Origin of the sequence: Acinetobacter sp. AOR14_HL, from assembly GCF_027855175.1 — a bacterium.
Taxonomy (GTDB): Bacteria; Pseudomonadota; Gammaproteobacteria; order Pseudomonadales; family Moraxellaceae; genus Acinetobacter; species Acinetobacter calcoaceticus.
Genome location: NZ_JAKTII010000008.1, coordinates 150,876 through 170,075, shown reverse-complemented (window position 1 = coordinate 170,075; position 19,200 = coordinate 150,876). Strand labels below are relative to the sequence as shown.

General features: G+C 40.6%; 15 protein-coding genes and 2 tRNA genes. 8 read left to right on the top strand and 9 right to left on the bottom strand.

The window, feature by feature from the left end; genetic code table 11:
• The first annotated feature begins 135 nt into the window (after positions 1-135).
• Together MKL38_RS09110 and MKL38_RS09105 are read left to right on the top strand one after the other, a co-directional pair.
• On the top strand, positions 136-1,383 hold the full coding sequence (locus tag MKL38_RS09110; protein ID WP_151743549.1) for an SfnB family sulfur acquisition oxidoreductase: 1,248 nt from the start codon (positions 136-138) through the stop codon (positions 1,381-1,383).
• Between the two features lie 32 nt (positions 1,384-1,415).
• Complete coding sequence (locus MKL38_RS09105; RefSeq protein ID WP_003654675.1) at positions 1,416-2,666, top strand: acyl-CoA dehydrogenase family protein; 1,251 nt, start codon at positions 1,416-1,418, stop codon at positions 2,664-2,666.
• A 34-nt stretch (positions 2,667-2,700) separates the two neighbouring features.
• Here the strand turns inward: MKL38_RS09105 and abeM are convergent, their stop codons facing one another.
• Positions 2,701-4,047 carry a multidrug efflux MATE transporter AbeM gene (gene abeM, locus MKL38_RS09100; RefSeq protein ID WP_270903098.1) on the bottom strand — a complete coding sequence of 449 codons (1,347 nt, stop codon included), beginning with the start codon at positions 4,045-4,047 and terminating at the stop codon, positions 2,701-2,703.
• 32 nt (positions 4,048-4,079) lie between these two features.
• Positions 4,080-4,541, bottom strand: coding sequence for a DMT family transporter (locus MKL38_RS09095; protein ID WP_005037083.1), 462 nt, complete (start codon positions 4,539-4,541; stop codon positions 4,080-4,082).
• A 116-nt stretch (positions 4,542-4,657) separates the two neighbouring features.
• Between MKL38_RS09095 and hemW the strand changes: the two genes are divergently transcribed.
• Entirely contained in the window at positions 4,658-5,812 is a 1,155-nt protein-coding gene (hemW, locus tag MKL38_RS09090) for a radical SAM family heme chaperone HemW (protein ID WP_270903097.1), read from the top strand.
• Between the two features lie 45 nt (positions 5,813-5,857).
• Here the strand turns inward: hemW and MKL38_RS09085 are convergent, their stop codons facing one another.
• Positions 5,858-6,613, bottom strand: a complete 756-nt coding sequence (locus MKL38_RS09085) for an SDR family oxidoreductase (RefSeq protein WP_003654681.1) — start codon at positions 6,611-6,613, stop codon at positions 5,858-5,860.
• Positions 6,614-6,725: 112 nt separating this feature from the next.
• On the opposite strand from MKL38_RS09085, the gene MKL38_RS09080 reads away from it, so the two are divergent.
• Positions 6,726-7,622 carry a LysR family transcriptional regulator gene (locus tag MKL38_RS09080; RefSeq protein WP_270903096.1) on the top strand — a complete coding sequence of 299 codons (897 nt, stop codon included), beginning with the start codon at positions 6,726-6,728 and terminating at the stop codon, positions 7,620-7,622.
• Positions 7,623-7,685: 63 nt separating this feature from the next.
• Here the strand turns inward: MKL38_RS09080 and MKL38_RS09075 are convergent.
• The 4 genes from MKL38_RS09075 to MKL38_RS09060 form a co-directional block, all read right to left on the bottom strand.
• A tRNA-Lys gene (locus MKL38_RS09075) sits at positions 7,686-7,761 on the bottom strand.
• 21 nt (positions 7,762-7,782) lie between these two features.
• Positions 7,783-7,858 (bottom strand) — tRNA-Lys (locus tag MKL38_RS09070).
• A gap of 120 nt (positions 7,859-7,978) precedes the next feature.
• The gene (locus MKL38_RS09065) at positions 7,979-9,820 is read right to left on the bottom strand and encodes a long-chain-acyl-CoA synthetase (protein ID WP_270903095.1); all 1,842 of its coding nucleotides are present in this window, start codon (positions 9,818-9,820) and stop codon (positions 7,979-7,981) included.
• Positions 9,821-10,011: 191 nt separating this feature from the next.
• Positions 10,012-13,356: an Rne/Rng family ribonuclease gene (locus MKL38_RS09060; RefSeq protein WP_270903094.1), complete on the bottom strand. Its 3,345-nt coding sequence runs from the start codon at positions 13,354-13,356 to the stop codon at positions 10,012-10,014.
• Between the two features lie 721 nt (positions 13,357-14,077).
• Here MKL38_RS09060 and MKL38_RS09055 point away from each other — a divergent pair.
• The 4 genes from MKL38_RS09055 to MKL38_RS09040 all read left to right on the top strand — a co-directional run bounded on the left by MKL38_RS09055 (position 14,078) and on the right by MKL38_RS09040 (position 17,102).
• A complete protein-coding gene (locus MKL38_RS09055) occupies positions 14,078-15,010 on the top strand; it encodes an RluA family pseudouridine synthase (RefSeq protein ID WP_270903093.1) in 933 nt (310 codons plus the stop codon).
• Complete coding sequence (locus tag MKL38_RS09050; RefSeq protein ID WP_270903092.1) at positions 15,007-15,681, top strand: HAD-IA family hydrolase; 675 nt, start codon at positions 15,007-15,009, stop codon at positions 15,679-15,681. Before MKL38_RS09055 ends, MKL38_RS09050 begins: the two co-directional genes overlap by 4 nt.
• Positions 15,682-15,754: 73 nt before the next feature.
• Entirely contained in the window at positions 15,755-16,447 is a 693-nt protein-coding gene (locus MKL38_RS09045) for a helix-turn-helix transcriptional regulator (protein WP_270903091.1), read from the top strand.
• Positions 16,448-16,496: 49 nt separating this feature from the next.
• The gene (locus MKL38_RS09040) at positions 16,497-17,102 is read left to right on the top strand and encodes a glutathione S-transferase family protein (RefSeq protein WP_270903090.1); all 606 of its coding nucleotides are present in this window, start codon (positions 16,497-16,499) and stop codon (positions 17,100-17,102) included.
• Between the two features lie 58 nt (positions 17,103-17,160).
• Here the strand turns inward: MKL38_RS09040 and MKL38_RS09035 are convergent, their stop codons facing one another.
• Both MKL38_RS09035 and hcaR read right to left on the bottom strand, forming a co-directional pair.
• Positions 17,161-17,838 (bottom strand): DUF1345 domain-containing protein, encoded by a 678-nt coding sequence (locus MKL38_RS09035; protein WP_151743540.1) that lies wholly within the window; start codon positions 17,836-17,838, stop codon positions 17,161-17,163.
• 267 nt (positions 17,839-18,105) lie between these two features.
• Entirely contained in the window at positions 18,106-19,011 is a 906-nt protein-coding gene (gene hcaR / locus MKL38_RS09030) for a DNA-binding transcriptional regulator HcaR (protein ID WP_151743539.1), read from the bottom strand.
• Positions 19,012-19,200: the final 189 nt, after the last annotated feature.

Here is a 19,200-nt window from a genome sequence, read left to right as displayed (position 1 = left end):
TTATTTTTATAGTAAAAAATATGAAAATCTTGTGAAAATCCATTTCATAAACAAAGCTTTAATATCTATAAGGTCTCTATTTTTTTAGTGCTAATGTGAATGACAGGTTAAATAAATATAGAGATAACAAAAGCGATGACAAGTTTAAATTCGGCCCATGGACGATCTCAAGCGGTTCCTTTATCTGTATTTGAGCAGTCGAAAGATGCGCATATTATTCGTTCTGATGAAGAGGCAATTGAGGTTGCAAAACAACTTGCCCAAGAGTTTGCACAAGAGGCATCAGAGCGAGACAGAGAGCGCCGTTTACCCTTAGATGAAATTCAACAGTTCTCACAAAGTGGCTTATGGGCCATTACAGTTCCTAAGCAGTTTGGTGGTGCACAAGTCAAATATCGAACCTTGGCTGAGGTCATCAAAACAATTGCGAGTGTTGACCCATCTCTTGCGCAGCTTCCTCAAAATCATTTGGCTTTTATTGAACATTTACGTCTTGATGCAGGCCCAGAACAACAACAGTTCTTCTTTAATTTAGTGTTGAGAGGAATCCGTTTTGGAAATGCCTTTTCGGAAAAACATAGCAAAACGGTTGCAGATCTCACTACAACATTGAGAAAGACCGAGCACGGTTATGAAATTAATGGCAAGAAGTTCTTTGCAACTGGTGCCTTACTAGCACATTGGATTCCGATTGTCGCGGTGAATGAACAAGGGCAGCCTTATGCAGCACTAGTCCCTCGGGAAACGTCAGGGGTGAATATTATTAATGACTGGTCTGGTTTTGGGCAACGAACTACAGCCAGTGGCACTGTTGAACTTAATCAGGTTCCAGTACGTGAAGAATACTTAGTTCCGATTTATCAAGCTTTCGAGCGACCAACACCAGCGGGAGCAATTTCACAGTTTATTCAAGCTGCTGTCGATGCAGGTATTGCACGTGGTGCAATTGAAGAAACTATTCACTATGTCAAAAATCATAGCCGCGCATGGGTCGACTCAGGTTTGGAAAAAGCCAGTGATGATCCATATACGATTGCGAACATTGGTGATTTAAAAATAAAACTGCGTGCAGCAGAAGCCGTATTGGATTTGGCAGGAGATGCGATTGATCAGGCAATTGCCGACACGACTGAAGAACATGTAAACCAAGCCACCTTACTGGTTGCCGAAGCAAAAGTACTCACCACAGAAGTTGCAATTTTAGCTGCCAATAAGCTTTTTGAATTGTCGGGAACGCGTTCCACTTTATCTGAGCTTAATCTGGATCGCCATTGGCGTAATGCACGTACCCATACCTTGCATGATCCGGTGCGCTGGAAATATCACATTGTCGGTAATTATTACCTCAATGGTGTTCATCCGCCCCGTCATGCATGGAGTTAAATTGAAGAAAAAATAAGATTAGGAGAATAAAGATGACAATTACCCAAATTGAATTAGAAGAACTGTCCGTAGGCGCTGATTATGAAAAGGTAGCAAGCAGATTTCGTCCAGTTTTTGAAAAAATTGCTCAAGGTGCAATTCAACGAGAAAAAGAACGAATCTTACCTTTTGAACCGATTCAGTGGTTAAAAGAACTCAAACTAGGTGCGGTACGTGTACCTGTTAAGTATGGTGGAGATGGGGTGTCATTACCGCAACTTTTCCAGCTTTTAGCAGAGCTAGCACAAGCAGACTCGAATATTGTGCAAGCTTTGCGTGGACACTTCGCTTTTGTTGAAGACCGTTTAGTTGCCCATAAAGAGCATTCGCAGGAAGTTTGGTTTCAGCGTTTTGTACAAGGTGATTTGGTCGGGAACGCATGGACCGAAGTTGGAAATGTACAGATAGGTGACGTCGTTACACGAGTAACCAAAGATGCTTCGGGCAACTTGGTGGTGAATGGTGAAAAGTATTATTCAACTGGAAGTATCTTTGCAGACTGGATAGACCTATTTGCTTATGATGAAGTGAATGACCGCCATGTAATTGCTGCTATTTATCGCCATGAAACAGGGGTAAGTGTGATTGATGATTGGGATGGCTTTGGTCAAAAGACAACGGGCAGTGGCACCTTAAAAGTACATCAGGTTCATTTGCCAGCTTCGCACCTCATTCCATTTGATCAGCGTTTTAAATATCAGACTGCTTTTTATCAGGTCGTACACCTTGCAACCTTAACCGGGATTGCGCAGGCAGCTGTAGAAACTTTTAGCCAAGAAATTCGTGAGCGAAAACGTATTTTTAGTCATGGTAATGGTGATCTGGTTCGTCACGATCCACAAGTTTTACAAGTGGTGGGTAAAGCTTCTGCTCAAGCCTACGCAAGTCAGGCAATTACCTTAAAAACGGCGGAGGCATTACAAAAGGCTTATGAAAGTCACTTTAGTGAGTTAGAGGTGAAAGAACATCAGTTTAATGTAGATGCTGAGCTTGAGTCCGCACAAGGGCAGGTGGTGATTTCTAACTTGGTACTGGATTTAACCAGCCAATTATTTAATGCTTTAGGCGCTTCAGCAAGTAGTCAGGTCAAGCAACTCGACCGTTTCTGGCGTAATGCGCGAACAGTGTCTTCACATAATCCACTTATCTATAAAGAAAAAGTGATTGGTGATTGGGAAGTGAACCGTACTGATTTGCCTTTTGTCTGGCAAATTGGAGCAAGCCCACGGGCAAAGTCAGCATAGTGTAAAAGAGCCGATATTTTATCGGCTCTTTTTATTAGGTTTGGCTTAAACGTTTGGTATTTAAATAAAGCCGTGAGAGTAATAAAACACAAGCAATGCTTAAACCAATAATCAAACCCAGCCACACACCAGCCACGCCCCAATGGGTATAACGCGCCAAATAAAGTCCTATAGGGAAAGCAATTACCCAATATGCCATAAGCGTAATCCACATAGGTGCTTGAGTATCTTGCATACCTCTTAAACAGCCTGCGGCACTTACTTGTAATGCATCCATCAACTGATATGCCATTGCAAACCAAAGTAAATACATCGCAACAGGAGCTACGTTTAAGTCTTGAGTATAAATCGAGATAATTTGTTCACGGCCTAGAGCAATAAAAGTCATGGTTAATATGGCAAAAAATATTGCTGTGCTCAGACCAATCTTTTGTACCTGATACATTGCAGCCCAGTTCTTTTCACCATAATAAGTACCGACACGGATGGTTAAGGCAATCGCAAGTGAAAGCGGAATCATAAACAGCACGGAGGTAACGGAAATTGCGACTTGGTGTGCGGCAATAAACACTTCACCAAGTGGGCTAAGGACCAATGCACCTGTACTAAAAATACTAATCTCAAAGAACACAGCTAAACCGATTGGTAGACCAAGCTGTAAAATTCTTTTAACTAAAGTCATATTAATTTTATCAAATCGGCCAAAAATAGACGTGTTTTGATAAGCCGAAGCTTTATAAATATAGCCTGCTAATGTAATCAACATGAGCCACTGTAAAATGGATGTTGCAAAACCACAGCCCGCGCTACCTAATGCAGGTATTGGTCCTAATCCGTGCATAAAAATCATGTTAAGAGGGATCAATACAACTAAAGCTAACATGCTAATAGCTGTGACAGGGCGTGGATGGCCTAATGCTTCTGAATAGCCACGTAGCGCTGCGTACATGGTTACAGCTGGCATACCCAAACCAATTGCATGCAAGAATAGACTTGCTTTAGGTCGTAAGCTCTCTGGTACACCGAACACATGCAAGAAAAACGGCATAAGCTGCAAAATGAGCATTGCCAGTACACCTAAAATGACGGCAACCCACAATGACTGACGAACAACGACAGGGATCTGCTCTGTATTTCTTGCGCCTTTTGCTTCGGCTACCAAGGGTGTAGTTGCAATCATAATGCCGCTGAACAGGAGCATGATTGGAACCCATAAACCGACCCCTACAGCAATTGCTGCTAAATCGGTTGCAGATAAATGCCCAGCCATAATAGTGTCAATTAATCCAAAGCCTGCTTGAGCAAATTGGGTAATTAAAATCGGTAGCATTAAGTGGAAGAGTTGTTTTAGTTCAGACCGAAAAGATGTGACATTCGACACAAAAGGTACTCTTTATAAATATAAAAATGAAGCTAACGCTGCAAAGTGAGTAGCACACCGACGAAGATGATGACTCCACCAAGAAACCGTTGCCATGTAACAGGTGTCTTTTCTGTACCTAACCAACCAAAATGGTCAAGCAACATTGAAATGAGCAATTGCCCAAAAATGACTAAACCTGAAAAGGTTAAAAAACCAAGTTTAGGTGCAGTATAAATGCTCATGCTAATTGCATAAACCCCAAGGAATCCCCCAGTCCATAGAATCCATGGAATATTTGATATTTCACTTAAAGTTGGCTTCTCGGCACTTTGAAAGAAAACCATAATTGCTAAAACAATAGTCCCTACAAGAAAGGATAAGAGGGCTGCTTGTAAGGGAGTGTGCAACTGTTCTCTGAGTTGGGTATTGATGGCAGTTTGAAAAGCCATGGCAATGCCGATTCCCAGAGCTAAGGGTAAAAATAGGAAAAATTGGCTAGAAAATTTCATCATTTTTATCAGTATTTAAGTATGTTTAAAAACAGTCTAAAGCAATTAAGGTATGTTTTCATAAGCCCATTGATGCAGTCATGTTAAAATAGAAATATTGTGTAAATTGGACCTGTTCCTTGGCTGTTTTAAACCCTGCTTCTATTCCGCTATCTTTGTATATCCACATGCCTTGGTGCGTGCGTAAATGCCCATATTGTGATTTTAACTCGCATGCCGTACCCGACGGTGCACTTTCTTCAGAACTCGAGCAAACCTATTTAAAAGCGTTGGTAGCCGACTTTGAAACTCAACTCGAGATGGCACAGGGGCGTTCGATTCACAGTGTATTTATTGGCGGTGGAACACCTTCACTCATTTCGGCACAAGGTTATGTATGGTTATTTACAGAGCTTAAGTCATTGCTTAAGTTTGAAGATGGCTGCGAAATTACCTTAGAGGCAAATCCAGGAACGGTAGAGCATGACCCGTTTGCAGGATATTTAAAGGCAGGCATTAACCGCTTGTCTATTGGAGTCCAGAGCTTTGATACCAATCATTTGCAAAAGCTTGGACGTATTCATTCTGCAAATAATGCAATTGAAGCGATTCAACAAGCAAAACAGGCTGGCTTTAAGCGAGTGAATGTAGACTTAATGCATGGTTTACCTGAACAAACGCTAGAACAGGCGCTTTACGATCTACAGTTAGCTGTAGAAAGTGGCGCAACACATATTAGTTGGTATCAACTCACCATTGAACCGAATACCGTTTTCTTTCGTACCCAACCTGTTCTACCGCAGGATGAAATGCTAGAAGACATTCAAGAGCAGGGTGAGGCATACCTTAAGGCAAATGGTTTTATAAACTATGAAGTTTCGGCATGGCGTAAAGAGTTGCCTTCAACACACAACTTAAATTATTGGGAATTTGGCGATTATCTTGCGATTGGTGCAGGTGCACATGGCAAAGTTACACGACCAGATGGTGTGTACCGTTTCCAAAAGACTCGTTTGCCAAAAGACTATTTAGCCAAGGTTCCAGCTGAACATTTGCAAATGAAAAAGATTGAGGCAGAAGAGCTACCATTTGAGTTTATGATGAATGCTTTGCGTTTAAATGATGGTGTCAAAGCTGAGTTATATGAACAGCGTACAGGTTTAAGCTTGGATGGCCTAAATGATGTGCTAACTTCGCTACGAGCTAGAAAACTACTGGTAGATGATGTTTCTCATTTAGCTTGTACTGAGCAAGGCCATATTTTCTTAAACTCAGTGCTTGAAGAATTTTTATAATTAAGCAAAGCAAAAGCCGCGTCATCAGATGCGGCTTTTTTTATTTTAGCGAGTGGTATAACCACCATTTGCAAAAATAGTTTGACCCGTAATCCACCAACCATCGGTCACCAAAAAGCGAACTAATGGCTCAATATCTTCAATTTTGGTAAGACCACCTAAAGCTGAAGCCGATTTATGGTAAGCGACTGCTTCGGCAGATTCCTGACCATAAAAGAACGGTGTATCCATAGGTCCAGGTGCAACAGCAGTCACAGAAATTTGGCGGTCTCCAAATTCTTTTGATGCAGCGCGGGTGTAATGCTCAACAGGGGCTTTTAAGCCTTCATAGGTTGAGTACAGCCCAGTGTAGGCTGCAAGAAGCGAAGTAACGATTGAGCAGATTTTTCCGCCGTCATTTAAATGCCGACCAGCGGATTGAATAAAGAAATAGGCAATTTTTGAGTTGATATCGCTCATGCTATCAAACTCTTGTTCTGTGGTTTCCAAGAAGGATTTTTTCAAAACCTTACCAACCGTATTAATAGCAATATCAATTCCACCAAAATGCTGTTTGGTGTCTAAGAAGAGCTTTTCGATATTATCAATATGCGTTAAGTCTGCCTGAATTAAAACGGCATCTACGCCTAAAGCTGTTACATCTGCGAGCGTCTGCTCTGCATCAGCTTGAGTTTCCGAACTATTGTAGTGAATTGCGATTTTTGCACCTTGTTCTGCAAATTTACGGCTAATGAGTCCACCTAAGTTTTTTGCACCGCCTGTAATCAGTACAACTTTATCTTTAAGAGTATGAGTTGCCATGATGATTGTTCCTATGATGACTTGTTCTAATGTTTTTTTAGTCTAGATTGGCGGTAATTTTTGATCAATTATGCTAGTTTGGTTTTACTATTCAGAAAATACGAACAATTAAATGGATCGGTTGCAGCAGTTTTTTATTTTTACAGAAGTTGCTAAACGACAAAGCTTTAGTGAAGTGGCAAATCAGCTCGATTTACCCCGCTCGACAGTGACCAGTGCTATTCAACAACTTGAAACTCACTATGGTGTTCGGTTATTTCATCGAACCACCCGTAAAGTAAGCCTTACACAAGATGGGCAAAGGATATTGCCCGAATGTCAAAATCTATTATTTGATTATGAGCAATTAGAACAACTCATACAGGCGCAAAAGCAGCATTACCGTGGCACACTAAAAATTTCAATGCCCAGCCGAATCGTGCATCAAGTCATTATTCCAGAACTTCCCGATTTTTATAGCCGCTATCCAGATATCCATTTACAACTGAATAGCTCTGATGACATCACTGACTTGATCGAGAAAGGGATTGATTGTGTTGTTCGGGTGGGGCAGCTAGAGAATAGTAGTTTGATCGCGAAGTTCGTTGGCAACTTGATTATGGTGAACTGTGCAAGTCTCGATTATCTGGAACATTATGGTATTCCTGAACAATTAGAAGATCTATCTCAACACAAACTCATTAACTACGCAGGAGCGGTAGGGGAAAAACAGGGTGTATTTTTATATCAAGATGGAACAGTGATGATGGACAGTGCCTTGAGTGTGAATAATACAGAAGCTTATATTGCTGCGGCTTGTGCCGGTTTAGGGATTATTCAACTACCTTACTATGATGTTCAGGATAAAATTGAGCAAGGAACTCTGATTGAAGTCCTAAGTGCTTATACTGCTCAGTCATTGCCACTTAATATTTTATATCCGAACCGAAGTTATATTCCTAAACGGTTAGAAATTTTTATGGAATGGGTTAAAGAGGTTTTATATAAGAAATGCATCGTCATCTTTTAGTCATGAAACTAAAATACGATAACAATAAAAAAAGCCTCTCGAACTGAGAGGCTTTTTAGAATTTGGTGGGTCGTCCGCGATTCGAACGCGGGACCAACGGATTAAAAGTCCGCTGCTCTACCAGCTGAGCTAACGACCCAAATAGGTCAAAACAGATAAGTGGTGGGTCGTCCGCGACTCGAACGCGGGACCAACGGATTAAAAGTCCGCTGCTCTACCAACTGAGCTAACGACCCGTATCGTTTTGATGTCGCGTATTTTAGCAAGTTATTCAACTAACACAAGAGGTAATTCAAAAACATTTGCATGATTGCCTATAAAAAGCACGATTTCCTCTTGTTTAGCTAAAAAATGAACTAAAAACGGTATTTATATGCCTGAATATTGTCAAAAATTTCAGTTGTGATGTCACAATAACTGTTCGCACCAGGTAATAAAGCGAGTAAACGTTCAGAAGTTTTGCCTGGATTAAACGAATCTTCCTTCAATTTATTCTTTTGATATTTAAAAGTACCTGTTGTTTCAACTTTAGCTTGCACACGTAAAAACACGGGTACTGCGTAAGCCGGTAGGCATTTTTTAAATATCGTTACCATTTCTGTTAAATCAGACTCATTTAACTCAGCACCATCAGCAAGTGTGATTGCTGCCATACCAGCACGACCATTGGTATTTGGAATTTCTACACCATAGACCACTGCTTCAGCGATCTTGTCGTATTCACAAACCATGTTCTCAACTTCAGTCGTAGATACATTTTCGCCTTTCCAGCGGAAAGTATCTCCTAAGCGGTCAACAAACTGGGCATGACGGAAACCAATATTACGAACAAGGTCACCTGTGTTGAAATATGAATCACCTTTTTTAAAGATATCTTGCATAATCACAGATTTATTCTTTTCAGGATCGGTATAGCCATCGAAAGGAAAGCGACTGGTAATTTTGCCTACAAGCAAACCAACTTCACCTGCTTTAACTTTTTTACACCAGCCATTTTTATCGCGTACAGGCTCATTCTTTTCTTTATCAAACTGAATGACCGCGTATGGCATAGGAGAGAAGCCGACTGTGTTGTCAAAGTTAAAAATATTACTAAACCCGACATTACCCTCACTTGATGCATAAAGCTCAAGAACTTCTTGGACACCAAAGCGTTGTTTGAATTTATCCCAGATATTTGGACGCATGCCATTGCCGATCATTTTGGTTACACGGTGAGCACGGTCAATTTCTGTAGTAGGGGCATCCATTAAATAGCGGCAAAGCTCTCCAACATATCCAATTGCAGAGGCATTAAATTTCTGAACATCTTTCCAGAACGCACTGGTTGAATATTTTCGTCGAATTGCAAGGGTAGAACTTCCTGCAATCACCCCACACCAACACACAACCACACCTGTTGCATGGTAAAGCGGTAAGGTTACATACATCACATCATCTGGACCAAGGTTCAAAATGTGCCCATAGGTGCCATATGCCAGCGTCCAGCGACTATGTTTGAAAACAACAGCTTTTGGTAAACCTGTTGTGCCAGATGTGTAAATATAAAATAGACCATCATTTCCATGAACAGAATTTGTGGTTGATGGATTAAATTTTGGAAACTGATCAATTTCTTTTGCAAGATTGGCATAACCTTGAGGCGCTGTTCCCTGATCTTGACGTGTAGCTTGATCTGCAAACCAATGGAAACGATCTTTAGGAACATTTAGGTCCTTACGGATTTCATCAATTGCAGTTCGAACTTCTTCCCCAGCAATTAAAGCAATTGGCTTTACAAGGTTAATGCTATGAGAGAGCACTTTACCGACTTGTGAAGTGTTAACCAGCGCAATAGTTACTCCGATTTTAGCTAAACCTACAATCGTGGCAATAAGCTCAGAACGGTTCTCAACCATTACGGCAATCACGTCACCTTTACGCGCCCCGAGAGATAGATAATAGTGAGAAATCTGGTTAGCCCATTCATTTAAAGCTTCATAAGAATAACTTTGATCTTCAAATAATAATGCAATACCTTGCGGATTTCGCTTAACAGCTTTTTCAAAAGCTACACCTAATCCCGTTGGTGTATTTGCTGTTCTTAAGTAAGCCTGTTTAAGACCATTCAGGATATGGGGTACTTTGGGGATGAAGCTAGGAAGTCTTGTTGCAACATCACCAAGCGTAATGATATCGGTCTGTGTTGTCTGGCTCATATCAATCCTATTTATTTTTCGATCAATCCAAAAAAGGTTGCGTTGGCAAAAGTACAGTATTTTTCATGGTTCACCATGCTTTTAAAACTTTTCTTCTAGTGCAATCAACCTAATTGGTTAAAAATAACAAAAAAAACCTAGTCATCGAAATGACTAGGTTTGTTTAAATTAGCTGCAATTGAGCAAATGATTTACTCAGCTACAGGATTTGCTTTCTTTGGTGGACGACCACGAGGACGACGAGGAGGGCGATTTGGTTTGTCCAGATCTGCCTTAGAATCTTCTGATTCAACCTCTGCATTAGCTTCTACTGGTGCTACAGCTTGTTCAGTGGCTGCTTTGGCTTTTGCTCTCGGTTGTTTCACAGCCGGAGCTTCAACCACAGTTGTCGCTGGTGCTTCTTCTGCACTTGTTTCGCTTTGCGCTACTTCAGTCACCTGATCAAGCTCAAGCGGTTGTTGTTTTGACTCAACAGGTGCTTGCGTTTCAGCAACAGGAGCAACAACAGTTTCTTCAACAACCGGAGCTACAGGAGCAGCTTCTTCTGGTGCAGAGTGTTGTTGTTTAACTTGCTCAAAAGCTTGTTCAGCAGCAAGTTTTGCTAAACGACGACGTTCACGTGGATCATTAGCAACACGTGGTGTCGACTCTTTTTGTGGCGTCAATGCAAGTACAGGCGCAGGCTCTGCTTCTTGTGATGGTTTGTTGCTTGGAAGCTCTGCATCACGAGTAACAGGCTTCTTGTCTTCAGCATCAGACGCGACTTCTGTTACTAGAGTACTTGCGTACTGTTCTGCAAATTTTAGCAATGCACGATTAAACGTTGGAACTAAACCAAACTGTTCAATCAATACAGTGCAGTCTTCACCATAAACATGACGAATCAAGCTACCAATTGTGTATTGCGCCAAAGTTGGAATTTGCGATGGGGCAATAGACGGTACCGCAGCTTTGGCACGTTTTGCGTTGCGTTGTTCACGGCGACGCATACGAGGATCATTACTCGCACGTTGAATTTGCGGTTGATTTTTGTTGTGTGCTGGAGGAGGAGTAGTTTCTTCTGCTTCAGCAGTTACTGCCTCTTCTACAACAGCAACAGGTGCTGGAGCTGGCTCTTGAACGACTTCAACAACAGGTGCTGTTTCAGTACGTTTAACAGGCTGCTCAGGAGTTAAAGCGATAATTTCGCTTTGTGCCTGATCAACATTGATCACTAAGGCTGTATTCATGACTTCATGCTTTGGAGCATCAATCAAATCAACCTTAATTTGTTTCTCATCAACAACTACTGGTGCCGGCGCATTTTGATTTTCATTTAATACGCTTGGATCGCGGTGGCGATTTGGACGGTTCGGACGTTGTTGATTATTACGGTCACGACGCGGCACGGCATTTTCAGTTTGTTGTCCATCATTTTGATGTTGTGGATGTGGCTGATCAGGGTGCGGACGTTTTTGTTGACGTTTTAACTCACGTTGTTCTTGACGTGATAACTGTACAACTTCTTCATGAACCTGTTGTGGTTGTTGCTGCTGTTGTTGTGGCTCTTGAGTGTGGTGATGTTGTTCACGTTGCTCTTTGTGCTTACGTTTTTTGTTGTTTGGACGTTGTTGTACTTTCTCGTCTTTTTCAACATTCTCACGAACTTCCTGTTTAGCAGGAGATTGCGAAATATAAGCATTGTTAGATGGCGCCGAAACAACTTCAGCAACTGCTGGTACTACGACTTGTCCAAACTGGCCACGGCTTACAGCGCCAGTATTCACCATTTGTTCAATTGACGCAGCAGCGTTCTGTGCCGAACGAGATTGGTCAACAGTTTTAGCTTGTTTTTGAACAAAAAGGTTCTCTAACCATGCACAAGGGCTCGCTGCTTTTTGAGTGCTTGGTTGAGCAGCAGAAGGTTGAGCTGGTTGATTTACTTTCTTTTGACCGGCTGTGTTGTTTGCAGCAGGAGCTGCATGAGTATGGCCATGATCTGCTTCTTCTAAATGCCATTCAGAAGATTCATAACCTAACTCTTTCTCGCTTGAACGAGTTGCTTCAGTACGCTCATAGCTAGATGGTGCAAATCCATCTGGATTGTACTGAATTTCATAATGAGGTGTTTCTAAGTGTGGGTGAGGTAAAATAGTCACACGAACACTAGAAGTTTGTTCTAAATAAACAAGGCTATGGCGTTTTTCATTGAGTAAGAACGCTGCAATTTCAACAGGAACTTCTACTTGTACTTCACCGTGACGTTCACGAAGTGCAATTTCTTCTACTTTACGCATAATTGAAAGCGAAAGTGAGCGTAGGTCACGGACCATACCTGTGCCATGACAGCGTGGGCAAACATATCCAGTTGCTTCTTCAAGTGATGGACGTAAGCGTTGACGGCTCATTTCCATTAAGCCAAAACGAGATAATTGGCCAAACTGGATACGTGCACGGTCGCTTTGTGTTGCTTCACGAAGTTTTGCTTCAACCATGCGTTGGTTGCGTTCTTTAGTCATGTCAATAAAGTCGATCACAACTAAACCGCCAATGTCACGAAGACGAAGTTGGCGAGCAATTTCTTCTGCTGCTTCTAGGTTTGTATTAAGCGCAGTTTCTTCAACATCATGTCCACGAGTCGATTTCGCAGAGTTAATGTCGATTGAAACTAAAGCTTCGGTCTGGTCAATTACGATTGAACCACCAGAAGGAAGTTTTACTTCACGCTCATAAGCAGTTTGAATTTGGCTTTCAATACCAAAATGAGCAAACAATGGCTCGTTTAAAGTATAAGTTTTAAGTTTGTCTAATTGACGAGGCATTACTGCTTTAACAAAGTTATAAGCTTCGTTATAAGCTTGTTCACTATCAATTAAAATTTCTGCAACGTCATCACGTAAGTAATCGCGGATAGCACGAGTTACTACACCAGCTTCTTGGTGAACAAGCATTGGAGACGGACCAGAACTTGCTGTGCCTTGGATTTGTGCCCAAAGGTCAAGCAAATGCTGTAAATCTAACTGTAATTCTTCTTGAGTACGGCCAATACCTGCGGTACGCACAATAACACTCATGCCGCGAGGTAAATTTAAAGAAGCTAAAATTTCTTTTAATTCTTCACGTACAGAACCTGAAATTTGACGGCTAATACCACCGCCTTTCGGGTTGTTTGGCATAAGAACCAAATAACGTCCTGCAAGTGAAATGAATGTAGAGAGGGCTGCGCCTTTGTTACCACGTTCTTCTTTTTCAACCTGAACAAGTAATTCAGTACCTTCAGTGATGAGTTCACGAATGTTTGAAGTTTGTCGCGGGTCTGCTTGGAAATAGCTGTTCGCAATTTCACGCATAGACAAGAAGCCTTGACGACCTGCGCCATATTCAACAAACACAGCTTCTAAAGAAGGTTCTACGCGGGTTACATGGCCTTTATAGATATTGGATTTTTTCTGTTCTCGGGTACGATTTTCTAAATCAAAATCGTAAAGACGATTACCAGTGATAAGTGCAACGCGGACTTCTTCTGCGTGAGTTGCATTAATCAACATACGTTTCATGGGTGTGACACCTAATAGTGACCCACACAAACATATCGCACAAACTTAAAGGTTCTGAACGAACATCGAACATGACGGATCATTTCCCAGATCTCAAAATATTTGTGGTCTGAGTCATCTGTTACCGGCTACATTTAGCCTGAACTTCGATTCTCGTCTGTGATGTAGGCAATACTGCTTCAACCTTTAAATCGGACTTCCTTAGTGCTTCACTGGCGGGTGAGCGGTACATTGGTTAATGACTTTCACTGTCATTGTGCGCGAAGTGACTTCTTTTTAGAAGTTTGATACGGAATGTTCATCGTATCGGTGCTTTCGGCAGTTCCAATGCATCAACGCTTTAGCCTGAAGGCAACATTAAGGAGCGATTTGTCTGATGTGTATCAGTTTACGTTCCATAACCAACTAGAGTTGGTAACATATTTTTTTGAACAAACTGAATTAAACGCAACAGTTTGTCATTTTGCCGATATAATAAGCCTTCGGCGTCGGCATAATTCTTTAGGACCTATCCGAGCTGATGGTGAAAGCATCATTTTGATTGAGGTTTCAATCAGGGAAATTCCCTATTAGATGTTCACTTACGGCGGTATCCGTGCGCTGACTATATCAAACCTTGCAGCATCTGCCTATGGGCTAAGCTTAGATTTCTTGTGAAAAAACTAAGCTAAACGGTCATTTATTAATCAAATTTAGCAAAATTTCAGGTTTAAATATTAGTATGAATTCTACACAGCAATGGCAAAGTGTCACTTGGTTTGAGGTGGATGAACATCAAGCAGGACAGCGAATTGATAATTTCCTGTTCTCGCGTTTAAAAGGTGTACCTAAAAGTCGTATTTATCGTTTGATTCGTGAAAGTCAGGTTCGAGTAAATAAAAAACGTGTTAAAGCTGAGACTAAACTTGAGATTGGTGATCAGATTCGTGTTGCTCCAATTCGTTATGAACAAAAAGATGAAACAACCGCTCCTGTTAGTGACAATGTAGCACAAAGCTTGTTAAGCCGTATCGTCTATGAAGATGAAGGTCTATTAGTTGTTAATAAGCCTTCAGGTATTGCTGTCCATGGTGGCAGTGGTATGGCATATGGTTTGATTGAGGCATTACGCGCAGCGACCGGCAAAAAATATTTAGAACTTATTCATCGTATTGACCGTGATACTTCAGGTCTGGTCATGATTAGTAAAAAACGTAGCACTTTAAAACTACTACAAGATATGTTGCGTGAGCACAAAATTCGTAAGACCTATGCTGCGATTGTTAAAGGTCAAGTGAGCCTAGATAAACAACTGATTGATGCGCCTTTATTGCGATATGAACTGGCAAATGGTGAGCGTCGTGTACGTGTGACTAAAGATGGTAAACCAAGTAAAACCGAATGGGTTGTAGCAGAGCGCTTTAAAAATGCAACATTAATTCATGCATCACCTTTGTCAGGCCGTACTCATCAGATCCGTGTGCATGGTTTAAGTATTGGACACCCGCTGATTGGCGATGATAAATATGGGCACACTACTGTGTACACTGGCCCTGAAGCACGTCGTCTATGCTTACATGCGATGCGTTTAGATATTCCGGGTTATCCACCGATTGAAGCACCGTTACCAGAAGACATGACCCAGTTATTAAAGGCTTTGAGAGTGGCAAAATGAGTCTAAAAACCGAATTAGTTATTTTTGACTGGGATGGGACTTTATATAACTCTGTTGGACAGATTGTTGCGAGCTTGCAACATGCCGCAGAGCAGCATGAATTACCTTTAACCGATGAAGCAGCAAAAAGTATTATTGGTTTAGGCTTGCCTGAAGTCATGCAAACCTTATTCCCAGAAGCACCTGAGTTGCATGATTCAATTTTAAAAGCGTATGGCGATCACTATATTGCGAATTCTACAAATGATGCATGGTTCGATGGTGTTGCTGAGCTCTTACATGACTTAAAAGCTCAAGGTTTAAAACTTGCAGTCGCAACGGGTAAAAACCGTCGTGGATTGGATCGTGTAATCGCAAAAACACAGAGTACTCATCTTTTTGATGTGACTCGAGCAGCCAATGAAACTCGATCGAAGCCAGATCCGCTCATGTTGCAAGAAATATTAACAGTCACTGGGGTGAGTGTTGAGCGTGCGGTAATGATTGGTGATAGTAGCTATGACCTTGAGATGGCTCAGCGGTTAGACATGCCACGAATTGGTGTTGGTTATGGAGTTCATTCGATTGAAGTGCTGCAACAATTCCAGCCTTTAACGATTGCCAAGGATGTTCAAGAGCTTCATCGCTTCCTAAACGGTTATGCTCAGTTACCTACAATAGATGTGGCTTAATTTAGAATAATACAAAAAGGGGGAATTGATTTCCCCCTGAACTAAAGTTAAATAAAACAATAAGAAGAGAGATATGAGCCGTTCTATTCGCCTATTAAACCTTTTACAACAACTTCGTGAAGCGCGTTATCCAATCACAGCACAAGTTCTCGCTGAGCGTATGGGAATTAGTGTGCGAAGTATCTATCGGGATATTGATAGCTTACGTGAGCAGGGCGTAGAAATTGAGGCATCGGCAGGTATCGGTTTTCAGCTTAAAGAAGATATTGTATTACCACCAATGACGCTCAATGAAAATGAAGTCGAAGCTATTTTTTTGGCATTGTATTGGTTGAAGAGTGTGCCAGATCAATCGTTACAATCGGCATCTACATCAGTATTAGCTAAATTGAATTCTGTTTTGCCCGAGCATCGACAATATTTATTACAGCAAACGACTTTAAGAGCGTTTAATACGTGGCTGCCTGTAGATGAAAATCGAGTCGAACAGGTGCGTTTAGCTATTCGGCAGCAAGTCAAAATTTCGCTGCATTATCATGATGAGCAGCAACGAAGTAGTGTTCGAACCTTGTGGCCTTTTGCCTTGGGATATTTTAATGACAAAATTGTGTTGGCTGCATGGTGTGAACTCAGGCAGGATTTTAGACATTTTAGACTCGATCGTATTCAACAGCTGAGTTTAAGCCAAGAATTATACCCATCATTTAAGCAACAACTATTTCAGCAGTGGTGGGCACAAGAATCGCAGACTACTGACAAAAACTGACAAAGAGATTTTGTAGACTAGGACCCACGATAAACAAGGAGCCATAAAAATGAGCCTTAAACTTTATACTAACAAAGAGTCGCGTGGTGTTGTGATCGACTGGCTTTTAGTCGAATTAGGTGTTGAATGTGAACGCATTGAAGTTGCATATAAGACTGAAATGAAATCACCAGAATATTTAAAAATTAACCCTTTTGGAAAAGTGCCAGCATTGGTGGATGGTGATGTCGTTATTTATGAGCTAGGCGCAATCTGTGCTTATCTGGCTGATAAATTTTTCGACAAGGGGTTGGCTCCGGCATTAGATGATCCTAAACGTGGTTTGTACTATCGCTGGTTATTTGTAATGGCAGGTCCATGGGAAGCTGCAGGCGTTGATAAAGCCCTCGGAATAGAGGTATCGCCTGAGCAAAAAATGTTTGTTGGCTATGGTGATTATAACGATGCTTATCAAGCTTTAGTGCAAGGCTTGAGTGAAGCAAATCCGTATGTATGTGGTGAACAATTTACCGCGGCAGATGTAAGTGTTGGAGCAATGCTCTTATGGCAATTAAAAATGGGGGCGATTGAATCCCATCCTGCCATTACGCGTTATGTTGAGACCATCAAACAACGCGAAGGCTTAAAGCAAAGCAGTATGGGTACATTGGTATAAACCTATACCATTAAGAGTCACCCATTTGGGTGACTTTTTTATTTTCGAAATAAAAGTTTTAGTTGGTAAGAAAGCCAGCAGCAACGTTAATACAAATCGCTAAAATTGTGGTGTTAAAACCAAATGACAACACGGCGTGAAATAAATTTAAAAGCCGCATATGTTTTGTGGTAATTGAAACATCGGCAGTTTGGGCAGAAGTGCCAATAATATAACTAAAGTATAAAAAATCAGGGTAAGTAGGATGTTCTGTTCCAGGGAAATCTAAACCGCCATTTTCTTCATTTCTAGACAAAGCCATATAGAAATCATGTGCGTAATGTAGGGCAAAAACGCTATGCATAAACAGCCATGCAGAAACAATTGTTAGTAAAGCTAAAGCTACATGCCCTAGCTTTGCAGAACTCTCAGAAGGAAGCTGTGAGAGTTGGATTAGAATAGCAACTAAACACATGCCTAAGGCCAATAAAACAATCAGCATAATGACCCATTTGCTTTCATCTTGTTTTTTTGCTTGCTGTTGCATTTTTGAATGATCGCAACTTTTCATAAGTTGCAAAATATATAATAGATATACGCTAACAGAAGCATTCCAGCTGACTAATAAAATAGTTGACCATTTCCATGAAGTTAACCATGTCAGAATACTTGCTGTAATAAGTCCCATAAATAAAGCAATAAAGAAGTGAGGGCGGTTTAGTACACTACGTCCAAGATGTTGAAATACTGCAACCATTTTCCCTAATCTCCTTTTACCACATGGTAAATATATTATTTTTTATTAAATGGTGAAAATAATATCCAGTTTTATATAGATTTTATTCCAAGATTTTCAATTATATTTAAGAGGTATCTACTTTTGCTGAGTAGGTAAAATAGAACAAAACCATGGGCTAAAATGTTTATAAAAAGTATAAAATAAATAAAAATAATATTTACTTATACTTTTTATAAAGGTGTTCTTATTAATCATCTACTTAAAAATAAAATATAGCTTTTCTGATTAAGTGTGAGTTAAGTTTTTATCCAGATGAAATACTTTAGTGAGTTGATCAATGAACTTTTGGACGCCTAAAGACTGTGAGTTTTTACGGTAATTTACGAATAAATCCAGTGTTGGTAACTCGATATCAAGCGGGCGGACTACCGTATTTTTGATTCCTAAAGGTGCCACGTAAGCAGGTAAAATTGTACAACCTAATCCAGAACCAAGAGAGTTAATATTAAACAACATGCTATCTGCTTTTTGAACAATATTGAGGTCAATATTGTGAGTTTTGGCAAAGTCTAGAATAGTGTTATGTAATGTTTGTGACTGCTCGGCAGCAGGAATAATAAAATCAACGCCTTGTAAGGCATGGACAGGAATTCGGTCATATTGAGTAAGTGGATGATTTTTAGGAAGTAAAAAAATCAAGGGTTCAGTCAAAACAAATTGGCTTTGGATATCATCACTATCTGTATTTTCTCGGGTAAAGGTAATGTCCAACTCGCCTTTTTTTAAGGCTTTAATTTGTTCAGTATTGTTTAGGTTAGATAATTCAATGATGAGATCGGGGTGTTGTAGTCGCAGATTAGGAAGAACGTAAGGGAAAATTTTCATTTCTGCAATGGGGACAAAACCGATACGCAATAGTTGCTGTTTAGCTTTAGAAACCTGTCTTGCCAGAGCAACTGCTTTTTCAGCTTGAGCAAGGGTAAGGCGAGCATGTTCTAAAAATACTACGCCTTCTTCGGTTAACTCAACTTTACGTTTAGTGCGATTTAAAAGTCGTACACCAACATCTTCTTCTAAATCTTTAATCTGTTGGCTAAGGGAGGGTTGTGCGGTAAAAAGTTTAAGAGCGGCTTTACTAAAATTTAATTCTTCAGCAACGGTAATGAAATATCGGAGGTGGCGTAGTTCCATAAGACTAATCCAAAAAATGTCTTACTATGATTTATGTGAAGTATAAAGCATAAAGGGATATAGCGTGAAGATACTTTAGGTATTTATAAAATAAATGGAATTTAAATTTTCATTAAGTATTTAATATGGGAAGCTGGATTTTAATAATTCATAAAATATATTAATTGTTAGATGTTAAATGCATTATCT